General features: G+C 68.1%; 20 protein-coding genes. 8 read left to right on the plus strand and 12 right to left on the minus strand.

Annotation, left to right across the window (positions count from 1 at the left end; all coding sequences use genetic code 11):
• Nucleotides 1-10: 10 nt before the first annotated feature.
• From AB4Z55_RS07805 to AB4Z55_RS07820, 4 genes are all read right to left on the minus strand, one after another.
• The gene (locus AB4Z55_RS07805; RefSeq protein ID WP_369519488.1) at nt 11-2,257 is read right to left on the minus strand and encodes an LCP family protein; all 2,247 of its coding nucleotides are present in this window, start codon (nt 2,255-2,257) and stop codon (nt 11-13) included.
• Nucleotides 2,258-2,433: 176 nt separating this feature from the next.
• Nucleotides 2,434-3,567, minus strand: a complete 1,134-nt coding sequence (dusB, locus tag AB4Z55_RS07810; RefSeq protein WP_101822987.1) for a tRNA dihydrouridine synthase DusB — start codon at nt 3,565-3,567, stop codon at nt 2,434-2,436.
• Between the two features lie 161 nt (nt 3,568-3,728).
• Nucleotides 3,729-4,721 carry an acyl-ACP desaturase gene (locus AB4Z55_RS07815; RefSeq protein WP_004022003.1) on the minus strand — a complete coding sequence of 331 codons (993 nt, stop codon included), beginning with the start codon at nt 4,719-4,721 and terminating at the stop codon, nt 3,729-3,731.
• Between the two features lie 381 nt (nt 4,722-5,102).
• Nucleotides 5,103-5,645, minus strand: coding sequence for a nuclear transport factor 2 family protein (locus tag AB4Z55_RS07820; RefSeq protein ID WP_064569787.1), 543 nt, complete (start codon nt 5,643-5,645; stop codon nt 5,103-5,105).
• A 105-nt stretch (nt 5,646-5,750) separates the two neighbouring features.
• On the opposite strand from AB4Z55_RS07820, the gene AB4Z55_RS07825 reads away from it, so the two are divergent.
• The 3 genes from AB4Z55_RS07825 (at nt 5,751) to AB4Z55_RS07835 (ending at nt 10,051) form a co-directional block, all read left to right on the plus strand.
• Nucleotides 5,751-7,667, plus strand: a complete 1,917-nt coding sequence (locus AB4Z55_RS07825) for a protein kinase (protein ID WP_369519489.1) — start codon at nt 5,751-5,753, stop codon at nt 7,665-7,667.
• Entirely contained in the window at nt 7,667-8,518 is an 852-nt protein-coding gene (locus AB4Z55_RS07830; protein WP_369519490.1) for a fibronectin type III domain-containing protein, read from the plus strand. Before AB4Z55_RS07825 ends, AB4Z55_RS07830 begins: the two co-directional genes overlap by 1 nt.
• Nucleotides 8,519-8,650: 132 nt before the next feature.
• Nucleotides 8,651-10,051 (plus strand): wax ester/triacylglycerol synthase family O-acyltransferase, encoded by a 1,401-nt coding sequence (locus tag AB4Z55_RS07835; RefSeq protein WP_369519491.1) that lies wholly within the window; start codon nt 8,651-8,653, stop codon nt 10,049-10,051.
• A gap of 189 nt (nt 10,052-10,240) precedes the next feature.
• Here AB4Z55_RS07835 and AB4Z55_RS07840 read toward each other — a convergent pair whose 3' ends face one another.
• Genes AB4Z55_RS07840 through AB4Z55_RS07855 form a run of 4 tightly spaced genes read right to left on the minus strand, consistent with a single transcriptional unit; the run spans nt 10,241 to nt 13,945 of the window.
• Nucleotides 10,241-12,265, minus strand: a complete 2,025-nt coding sequence (locus AB4Z55_RS07840) for an NAD(+) synthase (protein ID WP_369519492.1) — start codon at nt 12,263-12,265, stop codon at nt 10,241-10,243.
• A gap of 52 nt (nt 12,266-12,317) precedes the next feature.
• Entirely contained in the window at nt 12,318-13,142 is an 825-nt protein-coding gene (gene nadE / locus AB4Z55_RS07845) for an ammonia-dependent NAD(+) synthetase (protein ID WP_033206327.1), read from the minus strand.
• Nucleotides 13,143-13,163: 21 nt separating this feature from the next.
• Complete coding sequence (locus AB4Z55_RS07850; RefSeq protein ID WP_369519493.1) at nt 13,164-13,658, minus strand: histidine phosphatase family protein; 495 nt, start codon at nt 13,656-13,658, stop codon at nt 13,164-13,166.
• Entirely contained in the window at nt 13,655-13,945 is a 291-nt protein-coding gene (locus AB4Z55_RS07855) for a hypothetical protein (RefSeq protein ID WP_369519494.1), read from the minus strand. The genes AB4Z55_RS07850 and AB4Z55_RS07855 overlap by 4 nt, the downstream gene beginning before the upstream one ends.
• Before the next feature lie 115 nt (nt 13,946-14,060).
• On the opposite strand from AB4Z55_RS07855, the gene AB4Z55_RS07860 reads away from it, so the two are divergent.
• A complete protein-coding gene (locus AB4Z55_RS07860; protein WP_101822830.1) occupies nt 14,061-14,993 on the plus strand; it encodes a DMT family transporter in 933 nt (310 codons plus the stop codon).
• A gap of 27 nt (nt 14,994-15,020) precedes the next feature.
• Here the strand turns inward: AB4Z55_RS07860 and AB4Z55_RS07865 are convergent, their stop codons facing one another.
• The gene (locus tag AB4Z55_RS07865; protein WP_004022497.1) at nt 15,021-15,461 is read right to left on the minus strand and encodes a flavodoxin domain-containing protein; all 441 of its coding nucleotides are present in this window, start codon (nt 15,459-15,461) and stop codon (nt 15,021-15,023) included.
• A 160-nt stretch (nt 15,462-15,621) separates the two neighbouring features.
• On the opposite strand from AB4Z55_RS07865, the gene AB4Z55_RS07870 reads away from it, so the two are divergent.
• From AB4Z55_RS07870 to mmsB, 3 genes are all read left to right on the plus strand, one after another.
• Nucleotides 15,622-17,154, plus strand: a complete 1,533-nt coding sequence (locus AB4Z55_RS07870; protein WP_033206343.1) for a CoA-acylating methylmalonate-semialdehyde dehydrogenase — start codon at nt 15,622-15,624, stop codon at nt 17,152-17,154.
• A gap of 6 nt (nt 17,155-17,160) precedes the next feature.
• Nucleotides 17,161-18,342, plus strand: a complete 1,182-nt coding sequence (locus tag AB4Z55_RS07875; protein ID WP_064571022.1) for an acyl-CoA dehydrogenase family protein — start codon at nt 17,161-17,163, stop codon at nt 18,340-18,342.
• Between the two features lie 79 nt (nt 18,343-18,421).
• A complete protein-coding gene (mmsB, locus tag AB4Z55_RS07880) occupies nt 18,422-19,291 on the plus strand; it encodes a 3-hydroxyisobutyrate dehydrogenase (protein WP_064571021.1) in 870 nt (289 codons plus the stop codon).
• A gap of 68 nt (nt 19,292-19,359) precedes the next feature.
• Here mmsB and AB4Z55_RS07885 read toward each other — a convergent pair whose 3' ends face one another.
• The 3 genes from AB4Z55_RS07885 to AB4Z55_RS07895 form a co-directional block, all read right to left on the minus strand.
• A complete protein-coding gene (locus tag AB4Z55_RS07885; RefSeq protein WP_369519495.1) occupies nt 19,360-20,229 on the minus strand; it encodes a type IV toxin-antitoxin system AbiEi family antitoxin domain-containing protein in 870 nt (289 codons plus the stop codon).
• A 113-nt stretch (nt 20,230-20,342) separates the two neighbouring features.
• Nucleotides 20,343-20,846: a MarR family winged helix-turn-helix transcriptional regulator gene (locus tag AB4Z55_RS07890; protein WP_004022492.1), complete on the minus strand. Its 504-nt coding sequence runs from the start codon at nt 20,844-20,846 to the stop codon at nt 20,343-20,345.
• A gap of 35 nt (nt 20,847-20,881) precedes the next feature.
• Complete coding sequence (locus AB4Z55_RS07895; protein WP_369519496.1) at nt 20,882-21,478, minus strand: TetR/AcrR family transcriptional regulator; 597 nt, start codon at nt 21,476-21,478, stop codon at nt 20,882-20,884.
• 49 nt (nt 21,479-21,527) lie between these two features.
• Between AB4Z55_RS07895 and AB4Z55_RS07900 the strand changes: the two genes are divergently transcribed.
• Nucleotides 21,528-22,061 carry a DUF4188 domain-containing protein gene (locus AB4Z55_RS07900; RefSeq protein WP_369519497.1) on the plus strand — a complete coding sequence of 178 codons (534 nt, stop codon included), beginning with the start codon at nt 21,528-21,530 and terminating at the stop codon, nt 22,059-22,061.
• Nucleotides 22,062-22,612 lie beyond the last annotated feature (551 nt).

Below are 22,612 nucleotides of genomic sequence, written 5' to 3' on the forward strand. Positions count from 1 at the left end.
CCGCCCGTGATCACGTGCAGGTGGTGTCGCCCGCGTTGGTGATCGCCAGGTCATTGGGCAGATTGCCGGTGTTCTCGGCGGGTGCGAGCTGATTCGCCGTCAGGGTCGCCCCGGACGCCGGAACCGATCCGAGAGAGCCGGTGAAATCCGCCCCGACGATGAGCTCGACGCCGGACTTGACCGTGCGATCGAGCTGGATGCTGGCGTTGGGGAACATCTCGGCCAGCGTCGCGGCGGCATCGCGCTGTCCCGGCCCGTAGCGGACGACCGTGTCGTCGCGGTTCTCCGAGGCGTCGGCGACACCGCGGACGTCGAAGCCGTACGGCGTGAGCTGTTCGGACACCTCGGTGGCGAGACCGGTGCGATCGGTGCCGTTGAGCACCCGGACGCCCACATTGCCGGGGTTCTGTGCCGTCGCGGTGACCGGTCCGGGAGCGGACGTGTCGGCCCTGGTGCTCGGGGCATCCGAACTCGAGGGGGCCTTGGAGGATGACGGCGGCTTCTTGCGCGCCTGTTCACCCGGTAGGGGCAGGTCGTCGATGATGGCGTCGAAGATCGCGTCGATGTCGCTGGTGCGCGGGATCTCGTTGTTGGCGCCGTCGGTGGACGTTCCCGATGTCGGGATCGTCAGGAACGAGACGCGTCCGGCCTCGATGCCCTGCATGGACTCGGCCAGGCTGATGAGCGACTGGGTGTCCACACCGTCGACATAGCTGTACTCGATGAACGTGTTCACGATGCCGTTGAGCTTGTTGGGGTTCGACAGCACGTTGCCCGACAGAGACGACCGCAGCAGCGACGACATGAACAACTGCTGACGCTTGATGCGCCCGTAGTCGCCGTTGCCCTCGGAGGAGATGTTGCGGGCCCGCACGTAGTTGAGCGCCCGTCGACCGGTCAGCTTCTGCTTGCCGGGCTTACGCAGGATCTGACCGATCTCGTAGTCGTAGAGCGGCACCGTCGAGCAGACCTCGACGCCGCCGATCGCACGGACGACCTTCTCGAAACCGTAGAAGTCCATGCCGATGAAGTGGTTGATGTTCAGACCGCTCATCGCGGTGATCACGCGGACGAGGCACTGCGGTCCACCCGCGGCGTAGACGCCGTTGAGTTTGACGTCGTCGGCGGGCGGCATCTCGGCGCCGTAGGCGCCCGTCGCGTTGTCCCAGGCGCGGCAGGCCGGCTGGTCCACCTGCAGGTCCCGCGGGAACGACACCGCGACGACGCGGCTCCGGTTCGCGGGGACGTTCACCAGGATGACGGTGTCCGATCGGGCACCGTCGGCGTCGGCTGTGGTGCCTGCCCCGACCTTGGCGTTCTGTCCGCCGCGGGTGTCGGTTCCGACGATCAGATAGGTCTCGTCACCGTACTGGGCGTCCTTGTTGCGGATGTTCTGGTCGTCGGGATCGACGGCGGTGACGTTGCGCCAGTTGCCGTTCCACGACTGCAGGTAGCCCCAGACGAAGCCGGTGCCGACGAGCGCGAGGACACATGCGATGGCGACCAGGATCCGTCCGGTCGCGGCGGTCTTGCGGAGCATCGCACCCTGACGGTCCTCGTCGCGTCCGGGATGACGCCGGGGTGCCGAACGCAGGGCGAGGGGTCCGGTGAGGTCGGGGGTGCGCTCGAGCGGTGCCTGCGCGACCGGGCTCCCCGACGGAGACCCGGCGACCGGTTCCTGGCCCCGGGATTCCTCGATGGCCCGCTTCTCGGTCGCACGGTCGGACAGGTCCGGTGCGGAGTCGCCGATGGTGGGGATCTTCTGGGTGACGTCGTTGTCGAAGCGATGGACCGTGGTGGGGCGGTCGTCGGGCGCCGGCTGGGGTGCGCCCGGCGCACGTGGGGGTGGCGGCGGTTCGGCGCCCTGACCGAACGGCTGTCCGAGGCGGCGGGAACGTGCGCGCGTCGACGGGGTCTCGGGATTCCGCGACTCCGGACGCGGGGGCATCGCGCGGCGGGAGCCGGAGCGGCCGGAGCCCGCAGGCGGCTCGACCGGTGACGACTCCTCGGCGTTCATCTGCTCCATGAGCTGACGGACGGTCAGCCGCGTTCGTCCGCGGACAAATCGATCCGCGGACCGCGGCTCACGGAGGCTGGGGTGTGCGGGGGGCTGGTCACCCGGGCCGACGGGGCCGGTGGCGTCCTGTCCCGGGGTCGGGCCGAGCTCGTCGTGGGAGCGTCCGGCGCGACGACCACGACGAGAGCGATCGGCGTCGCCCGCCTCGGGGTCGTCCGGGCCCGGTGTCCTACGACTCAATGCACGTTCCTCATGCCCCGTGGTCTGATTCGCGAGTCACCGCAGATCGGGGCTCGACCAGCGCGGTGCGCACAGAATGGAGGTCCCGGCGGCCGGGACCTCCGCGCAATAGTACTGATCCCACCTGAGAAAGCATCTCAGCCAGGCGCCGGTTGTGACGGTTTTCGCAATCCGGTTCAACCGCCGGAGTGCATGATCTCGGCCCCGGCCGGGACGACGTCCTCGTCCGGATCGTCGAGCCATCCGTCCGGCAGCGCGACCTTGGCCGGGGATCCCTGCCTGCCGCGCGGGCCGTGGCCGTCGGACGGGAACGGGGTGTCCGCGGGCAGCTCGGCGAGCAGTTCGCGCAGCTCGTCGACGCTGCCGACCAGTGCCATCCGGCGGCGGATCTCCGATCCGGCCGGGAAGCCGCGCAGGTACCACGCGACGTGCTTGCGGATCTCGCGGCAGCCCTTCATCTCACCGTGGTGGTCCACGAGGAGTTGGCAGTGCCGGACCATGATGTCGGCGACCTCGCCCAGATTCGGCGGGGTCGGGGCGTCGAACCCGCCCAGCTCGGCGGCGAGTTCGGCGAACAGCCAGGGGCGGCCGAGACAACCGCGTCCGATGACCACGCCGTCGCAGCCCGTGCGGTTCATCATCGCGACCGCGTCGGCGGGCTCGAAGATGTCGCCGTTGCCGAGCACGGGCACGGACGTGACGTGGTCCTTCAGACGGGCGATCTCGTCCCAGTCGGCTTCGCCGGAGTACCGCTGCGACGCGGTGCGCGCATGCAAGGCAACGGCGGCGGCGCCCTCCTCCGCGGCGATGCGACCGGCGTCGAGGTGGGTGCGGTGCTCGTCGTCGATGCCGATGCGGAACTTCACCGTCACCGGGATGTCGGTGCCCTCGGTGGCGCGGACCGCCGCCGCGACGATCTTGCGGAACAAGGTGCGCTTGTAGGGGATCGCCGAACCGCCGCCCTTGCGGGTCACCTTGGGGACCGGGCAGCCGAAGTTCATGTCGATGTGGTCGGCGAGGTTCTCGTCGACGATCATCTTCGCGGCCTGATACGTGTACTCCGGGTCGACGGTGTAGAGCTGCATCGACCGAGGATTCTCGTCCGGTCCGAAGGTCGTCATGTGCATCGTGACCGGATGCCGCTCGACGAGCGCGCGGGCGGTCACCATCTCGCAGACGTACAGCCCGGAGACGGTGCCGGTGCGGGCGAGTTCGAGCTCACGGCACAGCGTGCGGAATGCGACGTTCGTGACACCGGCCATCGGGGCCAGCACGACCGGGCTGGCCAGTTCGATCGAACCGATGCGCAGCCCCTTCGAGACGCTCGCAAGCTCGCTCCTCAGGGGGCTGGGGTCGACGCTCGCAAGCTCGCCCCTCAGGGGGCCGGGGAGCGAGCTTGCGGTGGTCGAAGGCGCCGGGTCGCTGCTCCCTGAGGTGTGAGCGGAGCGAGCCTCGAAGGGGAGGGTGGTGCTCAGGATGCCTGCTGCTCCCGCTTCTTGGCCTCGCGGGCGAGCGAACGGTCGCGCATCTCCTCGAAGCGGATGGTGTCCTTCTCGAGCTGCTCGAGGAAGGCGGCGAGCTCCTCGCGGGTCTTCTCGCCCTCGCTGGTGAAGTCCTCACGCTCGAAGACGTTCCACTTGCGCAGGACCGGCATGACGACCTCTTCGAGGTGCTGGCGCAGGTCGTAGATACCGTGCTTGGCCATGAGCACGCCGTGACGACGGAAGTTGGGCATCCCGGCGCCGGGCATCTGGAAGTTGGTCACGATGTCGGTGACCGCGCGCAGCGTCTGATCGGGCGAGATGTCGAAGCCCGCGCCGCAGATGTTGCGGTAGAAGATCATGTGCAGGTTCTCGTCGGCCGCGATGCGCTGGAGCATCTTGTCGGCGATCGGGTCGTTGCACGCCTTGCCGGTGTTGCGGTGGCTGACGCGGGTCGCGAGTTCCTGGAAGGTCACGTAGGCCACCGAGTGCAGCAGGCCCAGCTCGTCGGCATGCTCCTCGAGTTCGTCCACACGTCCGGCGGCGGCCAGCATCGGGTCGTAGCCGTTGGTCATGTGGATCATCCGCGCCTCTTCGAGTGCGACGGGATCGACGCCGCGGGTGACCACGAGGTAGTCGCGCATGACGATGCCGTGGCGGTTCTCCTCGGCGGTCCAGCGACCGACCCAGTGGCCCCAGGCGGAGTCCATGGAGAAGTTGTCGGCGATGACGCGGTGGTACGACGGCAGGTTGTCCTCGGTGAGGAGGTTGGTGATCATCGCGGCCTTGGCGACCTCGTCGAGCTGCGACTGCTCGGGGTCGTAGTCGACCCCGCCCAACGCGGCGAAGTTCCGGCCCTCGTCCCACGGCACGTAGTCGTGCGGGTTCCAGTCCTTGGCGATCTTGAGGTGGCGGTTGACGTTGTCCTCGGCAACCGGGGCCAGCTCCTTGAGGAGCTCGAGTTGCGTCAGGTCGCGTGCCATATGGGTGTCCTCCGAACGGTGTCCGCGTGTGTCATCGTGCGTGTGTCGTCGTCTGTGTCTGGTGGGTCGGTCCACGTGCGCGGCCGCTGCCACGATCGTGGTTCTCGACGTCGTCGGTGATGCTCGACGTCTTGGCGGATGCGTGCCGGGTCCGCCGGACCGCGGTGTGTCGGGCCGGGGTGCGCTCCGGCGCCCGACGCCACTGGTCAAAGTCCTAGCGTACGGCACGCTCACCGGTGTCCCAAGTCCGTCGTGAGGGTGTCGTCGCAGCACCGGCGAACCGTTACGGGGTGCGAGGGTGTCATCCGTCACGCCGGCGACCTCCGCAGGCGTCGCCGCAAACGCCCAGCTGGGCGCGGGTTCGCCCGTGCGGCGGAACGGTCAGCGCCGAGAGGCGAACATGGCCCCGGTCGTTTCCATCCAGGCCGTTGCGGGCTCGTCGATGGTGCCCAGTTCGCGGGCCTTCTCACACCAGCGCATGGCCGCCCGACCGAACTCCATGGGGTTGTACACGTCTTCCTCGCGGCTCCAGCGACCGTTGCCCGCGTAGGTGAGGATGGTGATGTTGGTGGCGGTGATGTGGGTGGAGTCACCGGGGTCACGCATCGGGTTGTCGACTTCGCAGATGACCCGGCCGGTCGGGGCGTCGACCACATGCCACAGGGAGGGGAAACCGGTCATGTGGCTGCCGGGGAACGAGGTCATCGTGCGCCAGATCCACGTCCGGATCTCCTCACGGCCGCGCATGGTGCCCAGGGCGTGCTCGACGTAGTCGGCATCGTCGGTGAACAGCTCGGCGAAGCGATCCCAGTCGCGGCTGACGGCGATCTCGGCGACCGTGCGCTGGAACTGCGCGAAGGCCTCGTCGAGTTCTGCGTGGGTGAACTCGGTGGTCGGCGGGGTCGGTTTCTCGGTGGTTTCCATCGTCGCCGATCGTAGAGTCCGGAACGGCGCGATCCACCGCGTTTCGCGACACTCGGTACCATTCGTGCCCAACACTGCCACCGCACACGGATCGGTGAGGACGTCATGTACCAGGTAGGGGACCTGATCGCGGGGTACCGCGTCCTCGACGTGCTCGGACGCGGCGGCATGGGCGAGGTCTACAAGGCCGCCCATCCCCGGCTGCCGCGCGCCGACGCCCTCAAGGTGCTCCGGTCGGTCCACGCCACCGACCCGGTCTTCCGCGCCCGGTTCGAACGCGAGGCCGACATCGTCGCGCCCCTGCACCATCCCAACATCGTCGCCGTCTACGACCGCGGTGTGTTCGACGAGTTGCTATGGATCGCAATGGAGTACGTGCCGGGCACCGATGCCGCGCGGATGCTCGCCCGGGAGTCCCCGCTCGACCCCGGTCTCGCGTGCACGATCATCACCGGGGCGGCCGCCGGACTCGACGCGGCCCACCGGCGCGGCGTCATGCATCGCGACATCAAGCCGGCCAACATCCTGATCACGCCGGGCGAGGAACGTGTCGACGGCGGTCCGAGCGGTCCCGAAGCCATCAAGCTCACCGATTTCGGCATCGCGCAGGTACTCGACGAGGTCACCCACCTGACCGGCACCGGGATCACCATCGGCACGATGCGCTATGCCTCGCCGGAGCAGATCGAGGGCCTGCGCGTCGACGGCCGCAGCGACATCTACTCGCTCGCCGCCACCGCGTACGAATTGCTCACCGGTGCGCCGCCTTTCGACTCACCGTCGCTGCACGGGTTGATGACGGCACACATGCACCACGAACCCCCGTCGGCCAGTGCCCGCAACCGGGCCCTCCCCGCGGCCGTCGACCGGGTGCTCGCCCGGGCGATCGCGAAGGAGCCGGGCCGCCGACACTCGACGGCGGGGGAGTTCGCGGCCGCGCTCGCCGACGTCTTCGACTCCCGCGCAACACTCATCGGCCCGGTGGGCGTGCCCGATTCCGGGGAGGTACCCGCGTCCCACGGTCGGGACGCGGAGAACCTCGCCGAGCTCCGTCCCGCCGGAACCGGCGTCGGTACCGATCCCCGCCCGCCGATCGGTGCTCCGGGCCCGCGTGCCGCGGCGCTCGCGCCGCCTCGGGTTCCGCCGGAACCGTCGCCCACCTGGCCGGCCGACGACGATGCGACGCAACCGAATGCGGTCGGCCGTCCGCGTCAGCTGCTCGTGATCGGGATCGTCGCCGTGCTCGTCGCCGGAATCCTCGGCGCCGGCATCGGACTCGTGCGCATGTCGGCCACGTCTCTGGACACCCCGGACCCGCCGGACGCGGAGGTCACGACCACTGCCGTCGAACTGACCTGGAACAGTGTGGCCGGGGCCACCGGCTACGTGGTCACCCAGAACGACGCCGTGATCTACTCCGGGCCCGCGACCGAGTTCACCGCGCCCCGACCGGTACCCGGCACCTACACGTTCCAGGTCGCCGCGCACGACGACGGCCGGGTGTCGGACTTCTCGCGGAACTCCGAGCAGGTCGATGTCTTCATGACGTGGGGCCAGCTGCAACCGATCGCCGACCTGTACCACGATCTCATCCCCGCGACACCGTTGAGCACCAACGGTTTCGATGCCATGCGCTGCTGGGGTGAGGACGGCGACCTCGCCTTCTCGTCGAGCAAGCGCACCGTGTCGTGCACGCGCGAAGCGGAGAACCCGACCGGGGCCGGCAGCGGAGACCCTGCCGGTCCGCAGGTGGCTGCGTACCAGGTGATCGTCGATGCCTACGACACCCCGGAGGAGGCCACGGCAGCAGCGACGGTGACCGCGTACGACCTCCGCGGCGTCGACTACACGACTGCGCAGGGACACGCCGGCACGTTGTATCTGTCGGACAAGCAAGGTGATCAGGGTCAGGCGATCCTCACGTTCGACGACGGTGACCACGCCCGATCGGTGGTGTGGGTCGTCGTCCCGGGCGAGCCCGCCGCCGCGGCCGGCGACGTGTTGAAGAGGTTGCCGATCTGATGAACTCGCCCCCTCCACCCGCTCTCCCCACTTCGCCGATCTCGACGACCGTCCCGACCCGGCCGCGACGGATCGGATCCGGCCCCTGGCTGATCGGGTTGATCGTGCTGATCTCGGCGGTGGTGGCGCTCGGTGGGTTCGCGGTGGTCCGTTCGGTGACGGCACCCGATGCGCCGGACCCGCCCGGCGGGCTCACCCTGCAGGCCCGGCCGGGGCGGGTCATCGCGACCTGGAACCCGGTCGACGGGGCGTCGGCCTACCAGCTCCTCCGCGGTGACGGATACGTCGTCCACCAGGGGCCGGAGACGACGGCCGAGGACGCGAGTGTGCCTGCCGGAGAACATGACTACCGGGTGGTTGCGATGCGTGGGGGCGTGTACTCCGAGCCCGGGCCGGTGCAGCGGGTCCGGACGGGTGCGAGCTGGGGAGAGTTCGCGCCGCTCGTGGCGCAGTTCCCGGAGTTGCTCCCGCAGGCCCCCGACACCGCCGCGCAATGGATGAACACGGAGTGCATCCGCCGCTACTCCGGTGGCCGGGACGAGGTCGGCCCGTCGGAGACCGGGGCGGGGCAGGTCCGCACCGTCTTCGTCGTGCGGTGTGCGGCGGGTGCGGTGGATCGTCCTTTCGGGGTGTTCTGGTTTGCGTCCAGGGATGCGCTGAACGCGGAGTACTCGCGGTCGTCGTCGACGTCGCGGCCGGTCAGGTGGCGGCACGGAACGGGATTGATCGACGAGAACGGCCGCGGGGTCTTCAAGATCACCGACGACCCGGCGCGCGAACTCGCGATGATCGTCGTACTGGAAACCGACGGTCAGGACATTCTCGACATGGTGGACTCGCTGCCGCTCTGACCGCCGGAGAGCATGTGTCCCCAGTCGGCCGTGGCGGTCGGCGGAACCGGCTCCGCGAGGCACGCCGGGTGCGGCATGATGGCGTGGGGTGCCTGCGGGGTGGGTGCCCGACGTCGAGGAGAGGCTGAACTCATGCAGCGCTTGAGTGGATTGGACGCATCGTTTCTCTACCTCGAGACGCGTTCGCAACTGATGCACGTCATCGGTCTGTTCGAGATCGACCCGAGCACCATGCCGGGCGGCTATCGGTTCGACAAGATCCGTGCGGAGATGGAGCGACGGATCGCCGCCATCCCCGCGTTCCGCCGCAAACTCGACAACTCGTTGCTCAACATCGACCACCCGGTCTGGATCGAGGACGAGGACTTCGACATCGAGCGTCATGTCCACCGCGTGGGGGTGCCGGCACCCGCCGGCGCCGGCGAGGTCGCCGAACTGGTCGGTCATCTCGCCGGTCAGACGCTCGACCGGGGCAAGCCGCTCTGGGAGCTCTGGATCATCGAGGGGCTCGCCGACGGCCGGGTCTGCGCCATGCTGCGTATGCACCACGCCGGGACCGACGGTGTCACCGGCGCCGAGTTGCTGGCGCAGATGTGCACGCTCTCACCGGAACCCCCGGAACTCGACGCCGAGAAGGTGGGAGAGTCGGCCGGGCCGTCGTCGCGCGTCGCGATGGCCGCGGGTGGGGCGGTCAACTACTTCGTCCAGCGTCCCCTGGCGATGGCCAAACTGCTGCCCCGGACCCTCGGCGTACCGGTCGGCTGGTTCCGTCGCGCACAACAGGATTCGGCGATGCCGGCTCCGTTCCGCGCGCCGCGGACGCGGTTCAACGCACCCATCACGCCGCATCGCAGCATCGCCGTGACCCAACTCTCGCTCGCCGACGTGAAGCGCGTGAAGGACCACTTCGGCGTGAAGATCAACGACGTGGTGCTCGCGATGGTGGGTGGAGCGCTGCGCACCTACCTGCTCGAACACGACGAGTTGCCCGATCGCCCGCTGGTCGGGATGGTCCCGGTCTCGGTGCACGGCGCCGATGAGAAGGACCTGGTCGTCGGCGGCACCAACAAGGTGACCGGGATGTTCACCCAGCTCTCCTCCGACGAGCCGGATCCGGTTGCCCGGCTCCGGAAGCAGGCCGAGCTGAGCCGCACCTCGAAGGAGCACCACGCCGAGATCGATGCGAACATCCTGCGGTCCTGGGCTCAATTCGCCCCGGGCACAACGCTGTCCACCATGATGAAGATCTACGGCGACCGCAACCTGGCGTCGGCCCATCCACCGGTCTTCAACGTCCTGGTGTCCAACGTGGCGGGTCCGGACTTCCCGCTGTACTTCCTCGGCGCCCGGGTCACCGGCGTCTACCCGCTCGGCCCGATCTTCCACGGACTGGGACTGAACATCACGGTGTTCTCCGCCGACGGCAACCTCAACATCGGCATCGTGGGTTGCACCGACCAGACCCCGGATCCGTGGGCGATCGCCGACGCCTTCGACGATCAGCTCAAGCAACTCCTCGCTGCCTGCGATTGAGGCGGGCGGTTTGCCGCTGGTCGAGCGACGAGCAGATCTGCCGCTGCCGCTGGTTGAGCAGTCGATGAGCGTGTTTCCCGCTGGTTGAGCATCGATCAGCATGGTTTCCCACTGGTTGAGTAGTCGATCAGCATGGTTTCCCGCTGGTTGAGCAGTCGACGAGCGCAGCGAGGCGACGTGTCGAAGCCACTAACCCCCGGCCAGCTGGTCGAGCCAGACCCGCGCCGACGCATCCGACGGTGACCGCCAGTCGCCACGCGGGGACAGGGACCCGCCCGATCCGATCTTCGGACCGTTCGGCATCGCCGAGCGCTTGAACTGGTTGCCCATGAACCGCTTCACGAACACGCCGAGCCAGTGCTCGATGGTCGCCGCATCGTATTCGTTGCGTTTGTCCTCGGTCACCAGATCCGACCACGGACCGCGGGTGCGGTCGCCCCACGCCTGCCGGGCGAGGTAGGCGATCTTGGTCGGCCGATAGCCGAAGCGCGTCAGGTGGTAGAGGAAGAAGTCGTGCAGTTCGTAGGGGCCGACGGTGTCCTCGGTGCTCTGGATCCGGCCGTCGTCACCGGGCGGCACCAACTCGGGGGAGATGACGTCGTCGAGGATCTCGATCAACGTCTCGGTGGTCTCCGACGAATGGTGTCCGCTGGTGATCATCCACCGGATCAGGTGCTGGATGAGCGTTTTCGGCACCGAGCCGTTGACGTTGTAGTGGGACATCTGGTCGCCGACACCGTAGGTGCACCAACCGAGCGCGAGTTCGGACAGGTCGCCGGTGCCGAGCACGATGGCGCCGTTGGAGTTCGCCAGGCGGAACAGGTGCGAGGTCCGTTCGCCCGCCTGCACGTTCTCGAACGTGACGTCGTAGACCTTCTCGCCGCGGGCGTACGGATGGTCGAGGTCGGCGAGCATCTGCTCACACGACGGCCGGATGTCGATCTCGGTGCCGCTCACGCCGAGGGAGTCCATGAGCGCGTGGGCCCGTCGCAGCGTCGGGCCGCCGGTCGCGAAACCGGGCATCGTGTAACCGAGGATGTTGGTGCGCGGCAGCCCCAGTCGGTCGAACGTGTCGACCGCGACGAGGAGCGCGAGCGTCGAGTCCAGCCCGCCGGAGACGCCGATGACGATCTTCTCCAGTCCGGTCGATCGCAGTCTCTGGGCGAGACCCTGCACCTGAATGGAACGGACCTCGGCACAGCGTTCGTCTCGGTCGGCGGAATCCGCCGGCACATAGGGGAACCGGGGAATCACCCGCCGGACCACGTCATCGTCGCCGGCCAACTCGCCGAAGTCGAAGCCGATGCGGCGCAACGACTTCAACCGTTCGGAGTGGTCGCCGACCTGGTCGCGCAGGCTGATCATGCGCATCCGTTCCTGCCGCAACCGGTCGAGATCGATGTCGGCGGAGATGATCTGATCGGTCGTCGCGAACTGTTCGCTCCGGGCGAGGAGCGAGCCGTTCTCGGTGATGAGGGCGTCACCGTCCCAGGCCAGGTCGGTCGTCGATTCGCCGAAGCCCGCGGCGACGTACACGTGGGCGGAGATGGTGCGTGCGGAGTGCCCCGTGCACAGGTTGGTGCGGTAGCCCTCTTTGCCGATGGTGACCGGGCTGCCCGACAGGTTGGCCAGCACCGTCGCGCCGCCGAGAGCCGCCCACGTGCTCGGTGGGATCGCCACCCACCCGTCTTCGCAGATCTCGACGAACAGTGCGAAACCGGGGAGGTCGCGTGCCTCGAAGACGAGATCGGCGCCGAACGGGACCTCGTCGCCGCCGATCGACACGGTCGTGGGGATCGCGTCGCGTGCCGCGGCGAAGAAGCGCTGCTCGTAGAACTCGCGGTAGTTCGGCAGGTAGGACTTCGGGACCACCCCCAGGACGGCACCGTCGTGGATGACGGCGGCGCAGTTGTACAGGCCGTCGCCGACGAGCATCGGCAGCCCGACGCAGAGGACCGGCGTCATTCCGGCGCTGGCGGCCACGATCTCGTCGAGTGCGGCGCGGCACCCGTCGAGGAGAGCATCCTGATGGAAGAGGTCGTCGACGCTGTAGCCGCACAGCCCCAGTTCGGGGAAGACGACCAGGCAGGCGCCGTCGTCGGCGGCCCGTCGCGCGAGTGCGATGGTGCGCGTGGCGTTGACCGCGGGTTCGGCGATCGTCAGGACGGGAACGGCACCGGCGACCCGGGCGAATCCGTTTGCGTAGACAGACACTCCGACACCCTAATCGCGGGCGGGCCCGGACGCGCCTCGGCGGCAGGTGTTCCTAGGACCGCCACCAGGTGTCGTCGACCTCCACCGGAGTCGTCCGCTTGTGCCGGTTGCGATGCCACGCGGCCTCGATCTTCTCCGCGGCCTCGACCGGGATCTCGCGTCCCTCGAGGTAGTCGTCGATGTCGTCGTAGCGCAGGCCGAGTTCGTCCTCGTCGGTCTGCCCCGCCTTGTCGTCCAGCAGGTCGGCGGTCGGGACCTTCTCCCACAGTTGCTGCGGCGCACCGAGGTGGCGCAGCAACGCACGACCCTGCCGCTTGTTCAGTCCGGAGAGGGGGAGGACATCGGCGGCACCGTCGCCGTGTTTGGTGAAGAAACCGGTGACGTTCTCCGACGCGTGGTCGGACCCGATGACCAGCAATCCGCGGTCGCCGGCGAGCGCGTACTGCGCGACCATCCGGTGCCGGGCCTTTGCATTGCCCTTGGTGAAATCGGTGAGTCGGTTGCCGGTCGCCTGTTCGATCTCCGCGGTGAGGGCGTCGACGCCGGGGGCCACATTGACGGTGACCACCTCGTCGGCGGCGACGAAATCGAGCGCGGCAGCCGCGTCGTCCTCGTCGTGCTGCACCCGGTAGGGGAGGCGGACCCCCACGAAGACGGCCTCACCGCCACCGGCACGGACGCGGTCGGCGGCCAGCTGTGCCAGCCGTCCGGCCAGGGTGGAGTCCACCCCGCCGGAGATGCCGAGGACATATCCCTTGGCGCCGGTCGCGTCGAGGTAGTCGGCGAGGAAGCGCACCCGGCGTTCCACCTCGTCGGCGGGTTCGATCGAGGGCTTCACCGCGAGGGCGTCGATGATGGTTCGCTGGATCTCACGCATGACCCCAGTGTGCGCCATCGGTCAGTCCTCGCGCGGGATTCGCACACCCACGAGGTGGGCCCCCGGGTCGGGAGTCAGGCCGAGTCGGCCCCACGGGTGGGTCACGCCGACGACCGCGTAGGCCGAGGTGGGAAACCGTTCGATGTGACCGTCCGGGTCGAGCGTCAGCGCGGTCGCGGGCATCCCGGGCTCGTGCCCGACGACGAGGATCGTCTGCGCGTCGGCGGGTGCGTGGATGCGGATGGACTCGATGATCTCCTCGGGTGCGCCGCCGTAGATGTCCTCGACGTAGGTCACCGGCGCGTCGATGCCGGTCCGGGCGAGGGTCTGACGCGTTCGCGTCGATGTGGAGCACAGCACCGCGTCGACCCGCAGGCCCTCGTCGGCCATCCATCGTCCGGCCAGAGCGGCCTGCCGGTCGCCGCGTTCGGCCAGCGGACGGTCGTGATCGGGCGTCGCGGGCGGGTAGCCCGACTTGCCGTGCCGCATCAGGATGAGCGTGCGGGCCTCGCTCATGCGGCGCCGTGCCGTCGGTCGCTGAGCCGGTTGCCGGGCCCGGACTCGGCGACCATCATCCGCAGCACCCGCACGGTGGCGCGCCACGCCGCCGCCTCCTGCCGGAGGAAGGCCGCATGCTCGTCGTCGCCGCGGGCCTCGGCCTCCTCGGCGGCGACGTCGAACTCCAGATACTCGTCGACGGCGCAGGCGATGAATTCGCCCACCGAGGTGCAGTCGGTGCAGGCCACCTCGATCGCGGCGGCGTCGAGGGTGGCCAGTCGTTCCAGATCTGACCGATAACGCATGGGTTCGAATCTACGTTGTCCGGGCAGGTGGTGGGTGTTCCGACACCGTCGATCTCGGTTCGGGCGACTCCGGTCGCCACCGCGAGCACCGGCAGCCGCCGTTACCCTGGGGATCGTGCACACCTGGGTACCCGCTCTCCTCGCGGTGCTGGCCGCGTTGATGATCGCGGCGGGCACCGTGTTGCGTCAGCGCGCCTCTCGGGTGAACGGTGCCATCACCCCGGGTTGGTGGGCGGGTGCGGCGATTGCGCTGTGCGGCTTCGGTTTGCAGGCGTCTGCGCTCGGGTTGGGCTCGATCTTGCTCGTGCAACCGCTGGTCGTGCTGGCGGTGCTGTTCGCCCTGCCGCTGGAGGCCTGGGCCGACCATCGGCACCCGGCCCGCATCGAATGGGCGTGGGGCGGGGTGCTCGTCGCGTGTGTCGTCACGTTCCTCATCGTGGCGCGACCCGAACCGTCGATGCGGCGACCCGACGCATTGTTGCTCTGGGGCACGGTGGGGGCGGTCATCGGTGTCGTGGTGGCGTTGGTGGTCTTGGCGCACCGCTCGAGCCCGCACTACAAGGCGCTGTTCTACGGACTGGTCGCCGGCGTTCTCTTCGGGGTGTCGGCACTGCTGGTCAAGACGGTGATCTACCAGGTCACCCATCATTTCTGGCGTACCTTCGTCCACCCCGAGATCTATCTCTTCGTGCTCGTGGTGATCGGCGCGATCCTCGCCCAGCAGATGGGATTCGGCGCGGGCGACCTGCAGACGTCGTTCCCCTCGATGACGGTGGCCGAGCCTGCCGTCGCCATGGTTCTCGGCGTGTTGTTGCTCGGCGAGAACCTGCAGGTGTCGGTGCCGACGGCGCTGTTCCTCGGGATCGTGCTCGCGATCATGGTGCGTGCGGTGTGTGAACTCGCCAAGCTGTCGGCAGTGCGCGGGTACGAACAGGCGGTCGCCGCGGAAGAGGCCGCCGCTGTCGAGGAGACCGCAGCCGACGGGGTCGCAGCGAAAGACGCCGCGGCGGGGGAGTCGGAGACGACGACGTCGCGGCCGGTGGCCTGACCACCGACCGCGACGACGTCCGGGTTCTCAGATCTCCTGCGAGATTCCTTCGGCCCACTCGGCGGCCTGCTTTGCCGGCTTGATCGCCGACGAGTTGTCGTGGCGGGCGTGTTCGCCCACCTGGACCGCGCCGCGCTTGGTGAGCATCTCCGCGACGATCTCGCCGCCGCGGTTGAACGTGTCGTAGATCGAATCCCCGAGCCCGAACACCGCGAACCGCACGCCGGTGAGGTCGGGGTCGACGCTCTCGAGTTCCTCGGCGAAGGGCTCGGCGCCGGTCGGGAGTTCGCCTTCGCCGTAGGTCGAGCAGACGATGACGAGGAAGTCCTCGGGGTCGAGATCCTCGACCGCGAACTCGCTCATGTCGTAGATCGAGGGATCGTGATCGGCGGCCAGCGTGTCGGCGATGGCGTCCGCGACGAGCTCGCCGTTCCCGGTTTCGGTTCCGTAGAGGATGACAACCGACATGTGAACTCCTCTCGACGTCGGCGTTTTCGCAAAGCGAGGGTAGCCTAACCGGCTCGCCGGTGCGAAATCGCTGGTGAACAGGGGGTTGGAAGAAATACTTGGATGTCCTACTATGTGGTGACACCGGCCATAACCCCCAACGAAGTCGAAGGTGATCTCCGTGTCCGCTCCTGCTGTCCCCTCGATCCCGCACTACCTGAACGGCAAGCGCGTTCCCGCCGAGGGTGGACGTTTCGCCGACGTCTTCAACCCGAGCACGGGCGCCGTGCAGTCCCAGGTCCCGCTGGCGTCGACCGACGACGTCGCCGCCGCGATCGCGACCGCCTCGGAGGCGCAGAAGGAGTGGGCCGCCTGGAACCCGCAGCGCCGCGCCCGCGTCCTGATGCGGTTCGTCGATCTGGTCAACAAGAACGCCGACGAGCTCGCGACCACGCTGTCGCTCGAGCACGGCAAGACCCACGCCGACGCTCTCGGCGACATCCAGCGCGGCGTCGAGGTGATCGAGTTCGCGATCGGCATCCCGCACCTCATCAAGGGCGAGTTCACGGCCGGTGCCGGCGGCGGCATCGACGTGCACTCCATCCGTCAGCCGCTCGGTGTCGTCGCGGGCATCACGCCGTTCAACTTCCCGGCCATGATCCCGCTGTGGAAGGCCGGCCCGGCCCTCGCGTGCGGCAACGCGTTCATCCTCAAGCCCAGCGAGCGCGATCCGTCCGTGCCGGTGCGGCTGGCCGAACTGTTCACCGAGGCGGGCCTGCCCGACGGTGTGTTCCAGGTCGTGCACGGCGACAAGGAAGCGGTCGACGCGCTGCTGACCCACCCGGACGTCAAGGCCCTCGGCTTCGTCGGCAGCTCCGACATCGCGCAGTACATCTACTCGACGGCGGCCGCCCACGGGAAGCGCTCACAGTGCTTCGGTGGCGCCAAGAACCACGCGATCATCATGCCCGACGCCAACCTCGACCAGGTCGTGGACGCGCTGATCGGTGCGGGCTACGGCAGCGCCGGTGAGCGCTGCATGGCGATCAGTGTCGCGGTCCCGGTCGGCGAGCAGACCGCAGATCGGTTGCGCGCCAAGCTGATCGACCGGGTGAACGCGCTGCGTGTCGGGCACAGCCTCGATCCCAAGGCCGATTACGGGCCCCTGGTCACCGCCGCCGCCCTCGAGCGGGTCCGCGGGTTCATCGACAAGGGTGCCGAGGAAGGTGCCGAGGTCGTCATCGACGGACGCGAGCGCGCCAACAACGAGCAGACCTTCGGCGACGAGGACATCTCGAAGGGCTTCTTCATCGGCCCGACCCTGTTCGACCACGTCACCAAGGACATGACCATCTACACCGAGGAGATCTTCGGTCCGGTTCTGTCGATCGTGCGTGCCGGCGACTACGAGGAGGCCCTCGCGCTGGCGTCGGACCACCAGTACGGCAACGGTGTCGCGATCTTCACCCAGGACGGCGACGCCGCCCGCGACTTCACGGCCCGCGTCGACGTCGGCATGGTCGGCGTGAACGTGCCGATCCCGGTTCCGGTGGCGTACTACACCTTCGGCGGCTGGAAGCGTTCGGGCTTCGGCGATCTCAACCAGCACGGTCCGGCGTCGATCCAGTTCTACACCAAGACCAAGACGGTGACGACGCGCTGGCCGTCCGGCATCAAGGACGGCGCCGAGTTCGTCATCCCGACGATGGACTGATCGGCGTTGACCACTTTCGCCGACGCCGCGGTCGCTCGGCTCGACGGTGACGAACGCGTCATCGTCGAGACCGCAGCGGGTTTCGCGGCGAAGAAGCTGGCGCCGTTCGCGCTGGAGTGGGACGCGTCGAACCACTTTCCGGTCGACGAGCTGCGCGAGGCGTCGGAACTCGGGATGGGCGCCATCTACTGTTCGGAGGATGCCGGCGGCAGTGGCCTGCGCCGTCTGGACGGCGTGCGCATCTTCGAGCAGCTGGCCTACGCCGATCCGGCCGTCGCGTCGTTCCTGTCCATCCACAACATGTGCACGTGGATGGTCGACAAGTACGGCACCGACGAACAACGTTCGACGTGGGTGCCGCGCCTGGCGACCATGGAGACGGTTGCGAGCTACTGCCTGACCGAGCCGGGTGCCGGCTCGGACGCGGCCGCGCTCGCGACCCGTGCCGAGCGGTCCGGCGACGAGTACGTGCTCACCGGGGTCAAGCAGTTCATCTCCGGTGCGGGGTCGTCGGACCTCTACGTCATCATGGCCCGCACGGGCGAGGCCGGTCCGAAGGGGATCTCCACGTTCCTCGTGGAGAAGAACTCCCCCGGGCTGAGTTTCGGTGCGCAGGAGCACAAGATGGGCTGGCATGCGCAACCCACCGCCCAGGTCATCCTCGACGAGGTGCGCGTGCCCGCGGCCAATCTCCTGGGCGCCACCGAGGGCATCGGCTTCGGCGTCGCGATGAACGGCCTGAACGGAGGTCGCATCAACATCGCGGCATCGTCGCTGGGCGGTGCACAGGCGGCCTTCGACAAGGCGGCCGCCTATGTCGCCAGTCGTCGGGCCTTCGGGAACGCGCTGATCGACGAGCCGACGATCCGGTTCACTCTCGCCGACATGGCCACGTCGCTGCAGGCGTCGCGGCTGATGCTGTGGCAGGCGGCGTCCGCCCTGGACGACGATGCGCCGGACAAGGTCGAGCAGTGTGCGATGGCGAAGCGCTTCGTCACCGACACGTGCTACGAGGTCGCCGACCAGGCGCTCCAGCTGCACGGCGGATACGGGTATCTCACCGAGTACGGAATCGAGAAAATCGTCCGCGACCTCCGTGTGCACCGCATCCTGGAGGGGACCAACGAGATCATGCGCGTCGTGCTCGGCCGTTCGATCGCGACCCGCTACCGTTCCCTCGCCCCCTGAGGTGCGAGGAGCGTTAGCGACGAGCCTCGAAGGGCTGACAACCCGTCCTCCACAACCACTTTCGTAGGAAGCAGAGACAATGACGACGATCGCCTTCCTCGGCCTCGGCAACATGGGCGGCCCGATGGCCGCCAACCTGGTGAAGGCCGGGCACACCGTTCGCGGGTTCGATCCGGTACCCGAAGCGGTGAAGACGGCACAGGACAACGGCATCGAGACCTTCCCGGCCGCTATCGAGGCGGTGTCCGCCGCCGAGGTCGTGATCACGATGTTGCCGAGTGGCGCCATCGTGAAGAAGCTGTACGACGACATCCTCCCGGCGACGCCTACCGGCGCGCTGTTCATCGACTCGTCGACGATCTCCGTCGACGACGCCCGCGAGATCCACCAGCGCGCTGCCGAGCACGGCTTCGCGCAGCTCGACGCGCCGGTGTCGGGCGGCGTCAAGGGCGCCGTCGCGGGCACACTGGCGTTCATGGTGGGCGGTGAGGACGAGGCCTTCGCCGCCGCACGCGGAACCCTGGATCCGATGGCGGGCAAGATCATCCACTGCGGTGCCGCGGGCGCCGGCCAGGCCGCCAAGGTCTGCAACAACATGGTCCTCGCCGTCCAGCAGATCGCGGTGGGCGAGGCGTTCGTCCTCGCGCAGAAGCTGGGTCTCGACGATCAGGCGCTCTACGACGTGATCACCGGCGCCACCGGCAACTGCTGGGCCGTGCAGACCAACTGCCCGGTCCCGGGTCCGGTCCCGACGTCGCCGGCGAACAACGACTTCAAGCCGGGCTTCGCGACCGCTCTGATGAACAAGGACCTCGGTCTGGCGATGGACGCCGTCGCCAGCACGGGGTCGCGCGCACCGCTGGGCACTCATGCCGCACAGCTCTACCGCGGCTTCGCCGAACAGCACGCCGACCTCGACTTCAGCGCGATCATCACCTCGCTGCACTAGGTCTTCGCCGTCCGCACGAGACCCGTATGACGTTGTGCCCGGTTTCCGGGTGCAACGTCATACGCGTTTCAGGCGGCTGATCGGTGGAGCGCGGTGTGGATGGCCGTGGCGACCTGGGCGGGTCGTTCGATGAGGTCGGTCCAGGTGAAGTTGAGGACGGTCCAGCCGTTGGCGGTGAGCAGGTTGCGTTTGGTCCGGTCGCGCTGGAAGGTGGCGACGTCGCGGTGGAAGGCGAAGCCGTCGATCTCGACTGCGATCTTCGTGTCGGGGAAGGCGAAGTCGATGACGTGGCCGAGGGTGGGCATGTTCGCGATCCAGCCGGTGATCCCGGCGGTGGTGAGCAGTTCGGTGGTGAGTCGTTCGGCCTCTGATCGTGCCCCGTCGCCGAGGAGTCGTAGATAGGTGGCGACTCGTGGTGCTCCGTGTCGGTTCGGGTAGCGGTCGTGTGCGGCGTGGAGTGCGTCGAGGGTGACGCGGGTGGTCAGTAGTGCTGAGTCGAGGATGCTGATCCCGATGTCGAGGGAGGCGTCGAGGACGGTCAGTGCGGCGGCCGTCGTCGGAAGTCCCTGGTGGATGGTGATGTCCTCGGCGTGCAGTGGGCGGTATCGGACGAGTGCGGTCGCTGATGAGCGGCGGGCAGTGCCGCGGGTTGGCGTGTACACGACGTGTTTTCGTGGTTCGTCGTCGTGGAGGCCGAGCCACCAGGCGGCGGCCGCGCCGCCGAGTACCGCTGCGGTGTGGACCGACAGGACCGCGATGCGCGCTTGGGCTCGGGCTGTGCGGGGGTGTCCGGCGACGAGGTACACCCCGCGTGCGACGGCTTTCCAGTCGCCGGCGGCGAGTTTGCGGTGGATGGTCGAGGAGCTGACGCCGCAGTCGCGGGCTTCGCGGGTGGAGAACACGCCGTCTCGGCGGGCGGCCAGTTCGGCAATGTCCATGGTGATTCGACGCTGCCGGTCGGCGTGCGGTTCCGTCGTCGGGTGGCTCCGGAATCCGTATGACGTTGTGCCCGGTTTCCGGGTGCAACGTCATACGCGTTTCAGGTGCCGACTCAGAAGTCCCCGTTGTGCTTGCGAAGCGACTGGATCGCGCCGACGAGGCCGGTCATCTCGTCGTCGGACATCCCGACGTCGCCGAACACCTCGCGGTTGAGGGTTTCCGTGGCCTCGCCCACCGTCTTCTGCCCGAGCTCGGTGATCTCGACGAGCGTGGTGCGTCCGTCGGTGGGATGCGGGACGCGCCGGACGAGGCCGCCCTCCTCGAGCCGTCGGATCGCGTGGGTCACGCTGGTGACATGGACCTGGAGCCGGTCGCTCGCCTTGGTGATCGGCAGTGAGCCGTGCCGCGAGAACGCCAGCAGGCGGAGGAGTTCGAAGCGGGAGAAGCTGAGATCGTACGGACGCAGTGCGGCCTCGACGCGCGCGAGCAGGATCTGGTGCGCGCGCATCACCGAGGTCACCGCCACCATGCCGTCGGCGACCCCGCCCCACCCCGCCTGGGTCCAGTTCTCCCGTGCCTCGGCGATGGGGTCGAAATCCATGCTGCGCCCTGCCATACCGATACCCTAGTGCGCCTCCGGTCCCACCGCGGTCAGGCGCGTGCAGTGCGCCACCCGTCGATGACGGCGGTCGCGGCGGCCACCGGGTCGGCGCCCGCCGGGTAGTTGCCCGACAGCAGGAGCGTCGCCATCCCGTGCACCTGCGCCCACAACGATGCGACGACGGTCTCGGTGTCGGCGGCGCGGAGGAGCCCGGCTCCGATCGCCGCCTGCACCCCCTCGCGCAGCGGGGTGATCGCACGCGTCGCGGCCGCACGGGTCTCGTCGGTGCGTTCGACCCCCACGAGCGCGTCGGAGAACATCAGCTCGTAGAGCCTGGGATTCTCCAGTGCCCATCCGACGTAGGCGACCCCGAGGCCTTCCAGCGTCATCGGACCCTCGGCTGCCGCCACCGCGGACCGCTGCGCGCCCGCGAACGAGTCGAAGGCACGGACCAGGATCGCGCGCGACAGTCCCTCCTTGTTCCCGAACAGCGAGTAGACCGCGGTGGTGGAGGTGTCGGCAGCGCGAGCCACCTCCCGCACCGACAGCGCGCCGACCCCGTGCGCGGCCACCACCCGGACCGCTTCGTCGAGGAGTCGTGTCCGCACGTCATCGGTGTGCGATCGAGGTCTTGCCACGACCACCATCGTTTCATAACATCGTTCTGTAACAGTGTTACCAAACTACGGAGTCGCCATGCCACCCCGCCGAGCCGTCCGCATGACCAACGACGTCCCGCCCGCGGGCACGGCCGTGTTCCTGATCGGGATGCGGGTGACCCGGCCCTGGCGGGTGCGCGCGTGGTTGTCGGTGATGGCGGCGATGCCGAGGATGCTCATCCATCTCCGGCGACGACCGCAGGCGGGTATGCTCGACGCCCGTCTCTATGTGGGTGGCTCACTCATGGTGTTGTCGTACTGGCGCAGCGCCGACGATCTCCGGCGGTTCGCGTCCGACCCCGACGCGCCGCATCTGCCCGTCTGGCGGTGGTTCAACCGGGAGCTCGCCGACACCGACTCGGTCGGGATCTGGCACGAGACCTACGTCATCGGTGAGCACGAGTCCATCTCGAGCGGGATGGCCCCGCAGGGCCTGGCGCGTGCCGTCGGGTGGCGCCCGGTCGGCCCGGGGACGGCCACCGCTTCCGGTCGCCTCGGTCGAAGCCGGCCGATTGCGGACGGTGTCGTGCCAGTGAATGACACTGCCGATTCGGGCGATTTGAAGGGTTGATTCGATCAATTGTGATCAGGGTAGTCGCAATCAAACCGACGATTAGCATAGAGAACTTATTTGTTAGCAACGACACCTAACTTTCCGCATGTCCCATTTGGGTGGTTCGTCGTCAAAGGGCGTATTGACGCAATCGGCCCTGGTCACCAAATATCAACCAGCACTTGTTGTTTGACAAACACTGACTTTCTGATGAATCCGGATTCGGTTTTACCGATCGCACAGCTGAAAATCAGAGACATGGCCAAGAATCCACCCTTTTCCGAAAACTCATCTGATGAGACCAATTGATCTTTCGTGACGCTTTCGAGACTATTTGTCCCATGTCATTAAGATGCCTTTACCGGCATTTTGCCTTTGCCGAAAATTGATGTCGGCGAATGTTTATCGGGAGTATGGTCCGATTTGTCGACGGGGCGACAGCTCTCCAGGGGGGCTTACTTGGCTTGATCTTGCGCGGGTGATGAGATCTTTCGTCCCGTGGTCTGCGGGGTCCGCCCGGGTCGTCCCGAACCCCGGACGAGTGCGATCGACACGAACGCATGGAGGCC

This window comes from Gordonia sp. ABKF26, from assembly GCF_041103195.1.
Taxonomy (GTDB): Bacteria; Actinomycetota; Actinomycetes; order Mycobacteriales; family Mycobacteriaceae; genus Gordonia; species Gordonia terrae.

What these genes read in the sequence shown, in the direction of transcription:
- AB4Z55_RS07820 (WP_064569787.1), bottom strand. Translation starts at nt 5,645, where the DNA reads ATGGAAACCACCGAGAAACCGACCCCGCCGACCACCGAGTTCACCCAC.
- AB4Z55_RS07890 (WP_004022492.1), bottom strand. Translation starts at nt 20,846, where the DNA reads ATGGCAGGGCGCAGCATGGATTTCGACCCCATCGCCGAGGCACGGGAG.
- AB4Z55_RS07900 (WP_369519497.1), top strand. Translation starts at nt 21,528, where the DNA reads ATGCCACCCCGCCGAGCCGTCCGCATGACCAACGACGTCCCGCCCGCG.
- AB4Z55_RS07835 (WP_369519491.1), top strand. Translation starts at nt 8,651, where the DNA reads ATGCAGCGCTTGAGTGGATTGGACGCATCGTTTCTCTACCTCGAGACG.
- AB4Z55_RS07830 (WP_369519490.1), top strand. Translation starts at nt 7,667, where the DNA reads ATGAACTCGCCCCCTCCACCCGCTCTCCCCACTTCGCCGATCTCGACG.
- AB4Z55_RS07855 (WP_369519494.1), bottom strand. Translation starts at nt 13,945, where the DNA reads ATGCGTTATCGGTCAGATCTGGAACGACTGGCCACCCTCGACGCCGCC.
- AB4Z55_RS07815 (WP_004022003.1), bottom strand. Translation starts at nt 4,721, where the DNA reads ATGGCACGCGACCTGACGCAACTCGAGCTCCTCAAGGAGCTGGCCCCG.
- AB4Z55_RS07865 (WP_004022497.1), bottom strand. Translation starts at nt 15,461, where the DNA reads ATGTCGGTTGTCATCCTCTACGGAACCGAAACCGGGAACGGCGAGCTC.
- mmsB (WP_064571021.1), top strand. Translation starts at nt 18,422, where the DNA reads ATGACGACGATCGCCTTCCTCGGCCTCGGCAACATGGGCGGCCCGATG.
- AB4Z55_RS07895 (WP_369519496.1), bottom strand. Translation starts at nt 21,478, where the DNA reads ATGGTGGTCGTGGCAAGACCTCGATCGCACACCGATGACGTGCGGACA.
- AB4Z55_RS07825 (WP_369519489.1), top strand. Translation starts at nt 5,751, where the DNA reads ATGTACCAGGTAGGGGACCTGATCGCGGGGTACCGCGTCCTCGACGTG.
- nadE (WP_033206327.1), bottom strand. Translation starts at nt 13,142, where the DNA reads ATGCGTGAGATCCAGCGAACCATCATCGACGCCCTCGCGGTGAAGCCC.
- AB4Z55_RS07850 (WP_369519493.1), bottom strand. Translation starts at nt 13,658, where the DNA reads ATGAGCGAGGCCCGCACGCTCATCCTGATGCGGCACGGCAAGTCGGGC.
- AB4Z55_RS07885 (WP_369519495.1), bottom strand. Translation starts at nt 20,229, where the DNA reads ATGGACATTGCCGAACTGGCCGCCCGCCGAGACGGCGTGTTCTCCACC.